This window comes from Nocardia sp. NPDC057353 (assembly GCF_042667085.1).
In the GTDB taxonomy this organism is placed as follows: domain Bacteria; phylum Actinomycetota; class Actinomycetes; order Mycobacteriales; family Mycobacteriaceae; genus Nocardia.
The window spans coordinates 88877-97869 of sequence record NZ_JBHVAK010000022.1; the positions used below are offsets into that span (position 1 = coordinate 88877).

Here is an 8993-nt window from a genome sequence, read left to right on the forward strand (position 1 = left end):
GGGTGCTGTACAACCGGTCGCTGTATTCGGTCAACGCAAGCCGGTGATGGCCAGTTCGAGGGCGGCCGCGCCTGCGGCCTGTATCGGATGTTCGGCGCGGAGCTGCCGAATTCGCTCCACCGTGAAGGGCTGCAATTCGAGCACTCGTCCTTCGTCGTTGTCCGCCGGTATGTCGCCGAACAGATCATCGAAGACCGGTCCATCGATGACGACCGCCGTCAGCAGGTCGGTGGCGAAACTCGTGGGGTCTACACCCAGCCCCAGGCAGTACGCTTCGATCGATCCAGTGCCGATCGCCAGGCGAATTCGCCGCGCGAAGTCCCAGGACTCGTAGTCTATGGGGGCTGCCTCGCTGCCATGGTCTTCGTCGATGCCACCGAGTTCTTCCGCGAATTCTCGAGTCATGTTGTGTAACAGCGAGAAGTCGTTGTGGGTGTTCCACGTCGCGTATCCGGAGGGCTGGAAGATGCCGACGGGAACGACCTGGTACAAGCCGCCCGCATGGCCGGTCTTGCGGGGATCGCGCCAGTGCAGCAGGAACTCGCGCTCGCCGGTACGGGTATCACGTCGGATGGTCAGGGTGCTGATCGCGAGGTTCGCAGGGCGTTGCCGTAGCTCGCACGGATTGGTGATCGCTGTGCGCACCCCGGGCTCGACTACTCCGTCACGATAGGCCGTCGCGAATTCGTGGGCAGCGGCTTCGCCTACGTCGACACTGTCGAAGTAGCGTCCGAGCCCGAATTCGAGAACCGGATCACCGCTCTTCAGCTCGGCGCGCAGCAACCGGTAGGTGGGACGATCTTCGAACACCGCCGGTGCTGCGATTTCCCGCATCGCCGCCGAATAGGTCTCGTACGACAAGCCGTCCTCACGGATCGGCAGAACGGAGCTTCGAGGCAGTGCGTCGGGGATCTCGGGTTCGTCGAACAACCCCCGCAGCGAGATGTCGTGCAAAGGAAACGGACCGTCCGGCAGCCATTCACGTCGTGCGAGAAGTGCAGAGCCCGCAACCTGGTGCAGATCCGGAAACTGGGCTGCAGCGGCGCGATCGAGTTCGAGCCGGTGTTCGCGCAGATAAGTACGGGATCGAAGCCACGCCTGCTCGCTTCCGGTGAACGTGCGCGAGTGCGTGGGCATCGGGCCTCCCGGTTCATCTCAGCCGATCAAGCTGTGTCGATGTTGCCATGCCAGCGCCAGACATGCGGCTCCCGGTGCGGCCATGGGCTCCGTGTCTAGCATTCGCGTTACAGCCTCGCGTGTGAACGGCACTCCGTCGGTGCCACGGCCATCTCCGATGCCGACGATCTCGCCCTCATCGTTGTAGCGCACCGCTGCGCCGAACATGTCGTCGAAGGCGTCATTGTCGATGACGACCACGGTGAGCAGGGTGGCCGCCAGCGTTAGTGCGTCGAGCCCGAAACCGAGGAGGTGGACGCTCATCGTCCCGCGGTCGCGGGCAGCTCCCAGGTTCTGGAACAGTGGCCAGTTCGCGTAATCGATCGGTGTGCTCCGAGTCCCATCGTGTTCCGGGTGGCCGAGCAGTTCTTCGGAGTACTCGCGGACGATATTGCGCCAGAGCGAGAAGTCATTGCGACGGTCCCACAGGGCTATGCCGGAAGGTTGGAACTCGCCCGCCGGGATCACGTCGTAAAGGCCCGCTGCCGTAGCGACCCGATCAGGATCTCGCCAGTGCAGTAGGAAGGTCGGCGATTCCGGGAATCGGCGGAGCCGGATCGTCAGCGTGGTGATGGCTGGAATGATGGCTCGCCGCGCGGCATCGAACGGGTCACCGATCAACTCCCGGAACGGAAGAGAGCTCGGAAGGTGCACTGTACTCGCGGCGGCGTGTGCCAGGCAGGCGGCCGCCGTTTCATGGGCAAGTGCCTCGCTGACATCGAGTTTGTCGAAGTAGGCGGCGAGCCCGAAGTTCATGGACCCGTCGGAAATGGTTCCGCCGAGATAGCGGTAGCTCGGTCTCGACTCGAAGAGGCGCGGTGGGTCGAGATGTCGTACCGCCGTGGAGTAGGTCTCGAAGGGAATATCCCGGAGCCGGAGTGGACGGACCGGCCGGGTTTGCCGCTCGGCTCCGGTTACCTCGATGGTCCGAGGCCGCTCGTCGAGGTGGAGCCGGATCGAGTCCAGTTCGATGGGGGCGGCGGGCACCCATCCTTCCCCGCTGATGAGCGATGTCCGTGGTAAGCGATAGTCGACGTCGTAGTATCGGATCGCCATGCGGGCCAGTTCGCTGCGGTGGCTGTTCAGCCAGTGGCGTTGCGCTCGCCATCGGCCTCGGCTCGCGGCAACCGATGGGTCGGCATCGGTGAACACCTGCCCTCGTGCCGGGTGCGCGAGCCCGACTTCTTCCGGCGGAATCCCGAGGACCCGAGCAAAACCACGACGATGCTCCAGCGTCGCCTTCCGACTGCCCTTCTCGATCTGGCTCAGAAATTGCTGGGTCAGGCCGAGAGCCTCGGCCACTGTGCCCTGATTGGCGCCTGCCGCGAGCCGGTATTCGCGCACGACCTGCCCGATCGAGCGCGTCGTCGCTGTGCTTTCGTCGCGCCGCAACCAGTCGGCTTCTTGCATCGCATTCACGATCGGCCCCCGCCCCCGCCAGGTCACGACCGTCGGAACCACGGTCGAACACCATTCGAGCAGACGCGCTCCTGCCTGTCACGGTTTTCGAGCCGGGCGTGCGGATTCGCTGACGCACTCCGCGAGCGGTGACTGGCACTCACCACCGCCGAGCGGATTCTCGAGTTGCCGCAGCAGGCGGTTGAGGTTCCCCCGCTTCTCTGGAGGGCTCAGCATGGTCCGATAGGACCAGGAAGGAGCCCCGCGTGGCAGCACCGAAGAAGTACCCCGACGAGCTGAAGGCCCGAGCGGTCCGGCTGTACCTGGAGTCGGATCCGAGCCGACGATCCGCAAGCTGGCCCAGCAGCTGGGTGCACCACGAAGCGCTGCGGAACTGGATCCGCCAGGCCGACACCGGCCAGCGCCCCGCGCCGGAGGTGAGTGATCTGGCCGAGGAGAACAAGCGGCTGCGTAAAGAGGTCGCCGAGCTGGAGCGAGTCAACGATAATCTTGCGTTCTGCGAGTGCGTATTTCGTCTCGGAGCTCGGCCAGACCCGGAGGTGATCGTGGGATTCGTCGAAGACAGCCCGCACCCGGTCGAGCTCGTATTGCGGGTCCTGGGTATCGCGTCGTCGGCCTACTACTGGTGGCGCGAACGCTCGGTACGGCCGTCGGCACGCCAGGTCGCCGACGAGCAGTTGCTGGCCGAGATCGTCGATATCCACACCAGCTCCGGTGGCACCTACGGCTCCCCGCGGGTGCACGCGATGCTGGCCCGGCGCGGTGTCGCGGTCGGGCGCAAACGGGTGGAGCGGGTGATGCGCGGCGCCGGCCTGCAGGGCGCTTTCCTGCGCAAACGATGGCGGATCGCCTCCACACGGCCGGATCCCCGGGCCGCGCCGGCACCGGATCTGGTCGAGCGCGTCTTCACCGCCGACCGCCCCAACCGGTTGTGGGTCGCCGACGCCACCCGCATACCGTGTGGTCAGGGCGCGTTCTGGCTGGCAGCGGTCCGCGACGCGTTCTCCAACCGGATCGTGGGCTGGAAGACCTCCGACCGCTGCGACACCGAACTCGTGCTCGGCGCCTCGAGTACGCGGTCTGGAGCCGTGACGTTCGTGACGGCGGGCTGGTCCACCACAGCGACCGCGGCTCGACCTACACAGCGTTCCGGTTCGCTAACCGATCGGCCGACAACGGAATCGCGCAATCGATGGGATCGGTCGGTGACAGCTATGACAACGCTCTGATGGAGAACTTCTTCTCCACCCTCAAGACCGAACTCGTCTACCGCAACAGCTGGCGGAGCCGGGAAGAGGCCGAGAACGCTCTGTTCGCCTACATCGACGGCTGGTACAACACCCAGCGCATCCAGAAGAAACTCGGCTGGCGATCACCCGACGAGTTCGAGGCCGTCTACCATCACCCGGTCCCGGCCAGAACCTGATATCCCCGCCCTCCAACAAAGCGGGGGAACCTCAGGTCGAGAGCACCAAGTGGCTCAACCTGTACCTGTAGCGGGCGGTGCCTGCGGGAAAGTAGGCGTCCCGGCCTGGCAGGCAGCCGGTGGTGCGAGCGGGTGGCACCATATGCGGCATGGCAAAGACGACGGTGTACCTCCCGCACGAGCTGGAATTGAGGCTCGAGGCGGAAGCGTCGGCGACCGGGGTGAGCAAAGCGGAACTCGTCCGTCGCGGCTTCGCGATGCTGCTCGACACATCCGACCGCCCGGACAACGACGCGCCGCTGCCGGTGTTCCGCAGCGGGCGCACGCGCGATGCCGCTGAGATGCGTGACGAGATCTATCAGCAGATCAAACAGCGGTCGGGCCGTCGGTGATCGTCGTTGCCAGGATGAGCATGAGCAAGCGCTGCGGGTGATGGAGCGAGAGACCTTGGTCATCTTGCCGCTCGTGCCGACCGAGCTGGATCATCAGACTCGACGCGATACCGGTTTCGCAGCGGCCCTGAATCGAATCCCTGAATCAGGATCTCCGCTTGTTCCGGATCCTTTCTACTGATCTGTAGGTTTCACCCGGCACAGGCAAAGCTCGAGGCCGGCTTCGCCCCGTCGGGCGGCCCGGCCTCCGGCTGCCGTCGCCGGCGCCGGGGCGCCGACCGGCATCAGCGCGGTGGGAAGCGCAGGGCGCCGTCCAGGCGAATGACCTCACCGTTCAGGTAATCGTTCTCGATGATCGAGACCGCGAGCTTGGCGTACTCGTCCGAGCGCCCCATCCGCCTGGGGAACGGGATCTGCGGGGACCAGTACGCCTCGAGCTTGTCCGCGTTCTGCCCGTACGCGGGAGTGTTGATCGTCCCGGGGGCGATCGATACCACCCGGATGCCGAGCGGGGAGAGGTCGCGGGCGGCGACCAGGGTGATGGCGGCGACGCCGCCCTTGGCGGCGGCGTAGGGGAGCTGGCCGATCTGGCCCTCGAAACCGGCGATCGAGGAGGTGGTGACGATGACGCCGCGGGCACCCTCGTCGAGCGGCTCGCTGCGGGCGATGGCCTCGGCGGAGAGCCGGAGCACGTTGAAGACGGCGGTCAGGTAGAACTCGATCGTGGTGCGGAAGCCGTCGAGCGCCAGCGCCTTCCCGTCCTTGCCGATGAGCCGCCCGCCGGTGGCGGGGCCGCCGTGGGTGTCGACCGCGATGCGCAGCGGGCCGAGGGATTCCGCCTCCTCGACAGCGGCGCGGACCGAGTCCTCGTCGGTGGCGTCGGTGTGCACGTAGCGGATGCCGAGTTCGCTCGCGAGCTCCTTGCCCTTGTCGTCGGCCACGTCGGCGACGACGACCCGCGCGCCCGCGGCGTGCAGCCTGCGCACCGTCGCCTCGCCGAGTCCACCGGTACCGCCGACGACGAGCGCGGAGCTCCCACTGATCTGCATGTCGCATTCCCTTCTCGCAAGTCGTACTCTCGAATCAAAAGAATACTATTCTCACGACGAGCCGGGGAGGCCCTCCATGCCCGAAGCTGTCATCGTCTCCGCGCTGCGGACGCCGATCGGTACCGCCAGGAAGGGGAAGCTGCGCGACACCAACGCCTTCGACCTGGCCCACCACGTGGTGAGCGCGGCCGCCGAAGGGCTCGACGCCGGGCGGATCGACGACGTGATCCTCGGTGAGGGCCGCTACGGCGGTGGCGTGCTGGCCAGGCACGCGGCGATCACCGCCGGGCTGACCACGGTGCCGGGGCTGGCGCAGAACCGGCACTGCGCCGCCGGGATGGCCGCGGTGCAGTCCGCGGCGGCGGGGATCAGGTCCGGGATGGACGAGCTGATCATCGCGGGCGGGGTGAACAGCGACTCCACCGCGCCGCGCGCCCGCTTCAAGGTCGGCGAGGACGAGTGGATCGACCCCTGGACCTCGCCGAGCCACCCGAACCGCCCGGACGCCCCCGCCATGGACATGTCCATCACGGTGGGCTGGAACGCCGCCGTGCACGCCGGGCTCACCCGCGAGGAGCAGGACGCCTGGGCGCTGCGCTCGCACCGCAACGCCATCGCGGCGATCGACGAGGGGCGCTTCAAGGAGGAGATCGTCCCGATCGAGACCCCACACGGGCTCTTCGACACCGACGAGCACCCGCGCCGGGAGACCAGCATGGAGAAGCTGGGCTCGCTCAAGGTGCTGCACCCGGAGATCGAGGGGTTCTCCATCACCGCGGGCAATGCCTCCGGCGCCAACGACGGCGCGGCCGCGCTCGCCATCGCCAGCGACAAGTTGGGGCTGCCCGCGCTCGGCTACATCCGGGCCTGGGCGTCGGTCGGCGTCGACCCGGCGGTCACCGGGCTGGCGCCGATCGAGGCGATCACCAAGGCGGTGCGCCGGGCGGGGATCTCGCTCGGGCAGGTGAAGCTGATCGAGATCAACGAGGCCTTCGCCTCGGTGCCGATCGCCACCATCCGGGCCCTGGACCTGAACGAGGAAATCGTGAACTACAGCGGCAGCGGCTGCTCGCTCGGCCACCCGGTGGCGGCGACCGGCGCGCGCATGGTGGTGACGCTGGTGCACGAACTGCGCCGACGTGGCGGCGGTTTCGGCATCGCCGCGCTCTGCGCGGGCGGCGGCATGGGGTCGGCGACCGTGATCGAGGTCCCGGCCCCGTGAAACGGGTGAGCGAGCGGAGGGCGGCGTCCCTCCGCTCGCTCACGCGTGCGTTCTCTCCTCCGGCGGCCCACCGGACACCCTCACCGTGTCCGGACCCGGGGGTTGTTCGTGTTATCCGCGCGCGAAACCGTGCGCGCAGAAGTTCCATACCTCGGTGGCGGTGATGGGGTGCTGGGTTTCCTCGTCCACCGCGCCGGTGGACTGGGCGGTGAACATGACCGTCTGCATCACCATCGCGGCGGTGCGGCGGGAGTTCATGTCCGGCCCCAGCTCGCCTTTCTCCTTGGCCAGGTCCATCAGCTCGGTGAAGAGCGCGAGCATCGGCGCGTGCGCCACCTTCACGTGACCCGGGTGCGAGACGAGCAGCTGCGGGGCGAAATCGGTGAAGAGCGGGCGCTGCGCCGCCGGGTCCGGCCTGCACAGCTCGAAGAGCAGCTCGACCGCGACCTGCAGCTTGTCCATCGGGTCGGTCTGGCCGTCGGCGGCCGCGCGCAGCTGCTCGGAGGTGCGCGCCAGCGCGTCCTCGAAGAGCGCGAGCAGCAGCTCGTGTTTGCCGTCGAACTGCAGGTAGAAGCTGCGCAGCGACTGCCGGGAGCGGTCGACGACCTCCTGCACGGTGAAGTCGGTGCTCCCCTTCTCCGTGATGATGGCCTGGGCGGCGTCGAGGAAGCGCTGCACACGCTCCTCGGCGCGCAGCTTCGCCGAGCGCAGCGACCGCTCGATCGCGCGCTGCTTCCAGGCCGGCTTCTCGCTCGGGCTGGTCACGGGCACCTCGATCCCCGGTCATATGAAGAGAACATGAATGCACTGTACCGGAGAACGTCATGCGACAGTGCCTTCACGGTACGCATGTTCCATTTTCTGAGAGACTATTACTTCCGCAACTGAGAATGTTATTCTCGCTCCCATCGCACCCCGGCGGCAAGGAGCACGTCTTGTACATCCGTTACGAAGTCGCGGACCGCATCGCCACCATCACCCTGGACCGGCCCGAGGTGGCCAACGCCCAGAACGGTGAGCTGCTGGACGAACTCGACGCCGCGTGGACCCGCGCCGCCGAGGACGCGGAGGTCGCGGTGATCGTGCTGCGGGCGGAGGGCAAACATTTCTCCTCCGGGCACGACCTCAAGGCGGGCAAGGGCTGGACGGACAAGATCACGCTGGAGCAGATCTACGGCTCCGAGTCGCAGCGGTACCTCGGGTACTCGCTGCGCTGGCGCAACGTGCCGAAACCGTCCATCGCGGCGGTGCAGGGCCGGTGCATCGCCGGCGGGCTGCTGCTGTGCTGGCCCTGCGACCTGATCGTGGCCGCCGAGGACGCACTGTTCTCCGATCCCGTGGTGATGATGGGGATCGGTGGCGTCGAATACCACGGCCACACCTGGGAGCTCGGCGCCCGCAAGGCGAAGGAGATCCTGTTCACCGGCCGCCCGGTCACCGCCGAGGAGGCGCGGCAGGTCGGCATGGTGAACACCGTGGTGCCGCGGGCCGAACTCGACTCGCACACCAGGGAGCTGGCCGCGCACATCGCGACCATGCCCGCCTTCGGCCTGCGCCAGGCCAAGCGGGCCGTCAACCAGACGCTGGACGTGCAGGGTTTCTACGCGGCCATCCAGTCGGTGTTCGACTCCCATCAGACCGGGCACGGGAACGCGTTGAGCGTCAACGGGTTCCCGGTTCTGGTTCATCTGGACGACATGAAGGCCAAGATGCAGTAGGACCGGAAGTCGTCCGTTCCCTCCCCCCTGAAACGAGGAAGTTTCATGCGCGAATCCCTCTTCCGCAAGGCCGTGGCCGGTATCGGCCTCGCGGTCGTCGCGTCCGCCGTGCTGGTCGGCTGCGGCTCGGACGACGAGTCCGACACCGCGAGCAGCACGACGGCTGCCGCCACCACGTCGGCCGCGGCCGCCACCGCCGACGCGGCGACCACGCAGGCGATCAGCCAGGCGTACACCACGTTCTTCGACGCCACCCAGCCCGCCGAGAAGCGGGCCGCGAATGTGCAGAGCGGGGACGCGTTCCTGCCGATCCTGCAGGGGCAGGCGAGCAACCCGCAGGGGCAGGGGACCTCGGTCTCGCTCGGCGCCATCAAGCTGGTGGACGCGAACAACGCCGATGTCGGGTACTCGCTGCTGATCAACGGAGCCCCGGTGCTGCCGGACCAGACCGGGCAGGCGGTGAAGGAGGGGAGCACCTGGAAGGTCGCCTCGGCCACCTTCTGTGCGCTGATCGCCATCCAGGGTGGTACCTCGACCGCCTGCTGAGCCGCGGGGTCGGTCGACGCCCGGTACCGGAGATCCCTCCGGTAC

10 protein-coding genes are annotated in these 8993 nt (G+C 67.4%); 6 read left to right on the forward strand and 4 right to left on the reverse strand.

Features of this window, described 5'->3' with window-relative positions; all coding sequences use genetic code 11:
• Window positions 1-30 precede the first annotated feature (30 nt).
• A complete protein-coding gene (locus tag ACFUUZ_RS14270; protein ID WP_378696066.1) occupies window positions 31-1137 on the reverse strand; it encodes a hypothetical protein in 1107 nt (368 codons plus the stop codon).
• An 18-nt stretch (window positions 1138-1155) separates the two neighbouring features.
• Window positions 1156-2586, reverse strand: coding sequence for a helix-turn-helix domain-containing protein (locus ACFUUZ_RS14275; RefSeq protein WP_378696068.1), 1431 nt, complete (start codon window positions 2584-2586; stop codon window positions 1156-1158).
• 254 nt (window positions 2587-2840) lie between these two features.
• Between ACFUUZ_RS14275 and ACFUUZ_RS14280 the strand changes: the two genes are divergently transcribed.
• The 3 genes from ACFUUZ_RS14280 (at window position 2841) to ACFUUZ_RS14290 (ending at window position 4413) form a co-directional block, all read left to right on the forward strand.
• Window positions 2841-3824 (forward strand): IS3 family transposase, encoded by a 984-nt coding sequence (locus ACFUUZ_RS14280; RefSeq protein WP_378696070.1) that lies wholly within the window; start codon window positions 2841-2843, stop codon window positions 3822-3824.
• Entirely contained in the window at window positions 3824-4021 is a 198-nt protein-coding gene (locus tag ACFUUZ_RS14285; RefSeq protein ID WP_378696072.1) for an IS3 family transposase, read from the forward strand. The genes ACFUUZ_RS14280 and ACFUUZ_RS14285 overlap by 1 nt, the downstream gene beginning before the upstream one ends.
• Before the next feature lie 149 nt (window positions 4022-4170).
• Complete coding sequence (locus ACFUUZ_RS14290; protein ID WP_378696073.1) at window positions 4171-4413, forward strand: hypothetical protein; 243 nt, start codon at window positions 4171-4173, stop codon at window positions 4411-4413.
• Window positions 4414-4697: 284 nt separating this feature from the next.
• Here the strand turns inward: ACFUUZ_RS14290 and ACFUUZ_RS14295 are convergent, their stop codons facing one another.
• Window positions 4698-5462, reverse strand: coding sequence for an SDR family NAD(P)-dependent oxidoreductase (locus tag ACFUUZ_RS14295; RefSeq protein ID WP_378696074.1), 765 nt, complete (start codon window positions 5460-5462; stop codon window positions 4698-4700).
• Window positions 5463-5538: 76 nt separating this feature from the next.
• Between ACFUUZ_RS14295 and ACFUUZ_RS14300 the strand changes: the two genes are divergently transcribed.
• On the forward strand, window positions 5539-6684 hold the full coding sequence (locus ACFUUZ_RS14300) for a thiolase family protein (protein WP_378696075.1): 1146 nt from the start codon (window positions 5539-5541) through the stop codon (window positions 6682-6684).
• Between the two features lie 111 nt (window positions 6685-6795).
• Here ACFUUZ_RS14300 and ACFUUZ_RS14305 read toward each other — a convergent pair whose 3' ends face one another.
• Complete coding sequence (locus ACFUUZ_RS14305; RefSeq protein ID WP_378696076.1) at window positions 6796-7449, reverse strand: TetR/AcrR family transcriptional regulator; 654 nt, start codon at window positions 7447-7449, stop codon at window positions 6796-6798.
• Between the two features lie 170 nt (window positions 7450-7619).
• On the opposite strand from ACFUUZ_RS14305, the gene ACFUUZ_RS14310 reads away from it, so the two are divergent.
• Together ACFUUZ_RS14310 and ACFUUZ_RS14315 are read left to right on the forward strand one after the other, a co-directional pair.
• Window positions 7620-8402 (forward strand): enoyl-CoA hydratase, encoded by a 783-nt coding sequence (locus ACFUUZ_RS14310; RefSeq protein ID WP_378696078.1) that lies wholly within the window; start codon window positions 7620-7622, stop codon window positions 8400-8402.
• 45 nt (window positions 8403-8447) lie between these two features.
• Window positions 8448-8948, forward strand: a complete 501-nt coding sequence (locus tag ACFUUZ_RS14315) for a hypothetical protein (protein WP_378696080.1) — start codon at window positions 8448-8450, stop codon at window positions 8946-8948.
• Window positions 8949-8993: the final 45 nt, after the last annotated feature.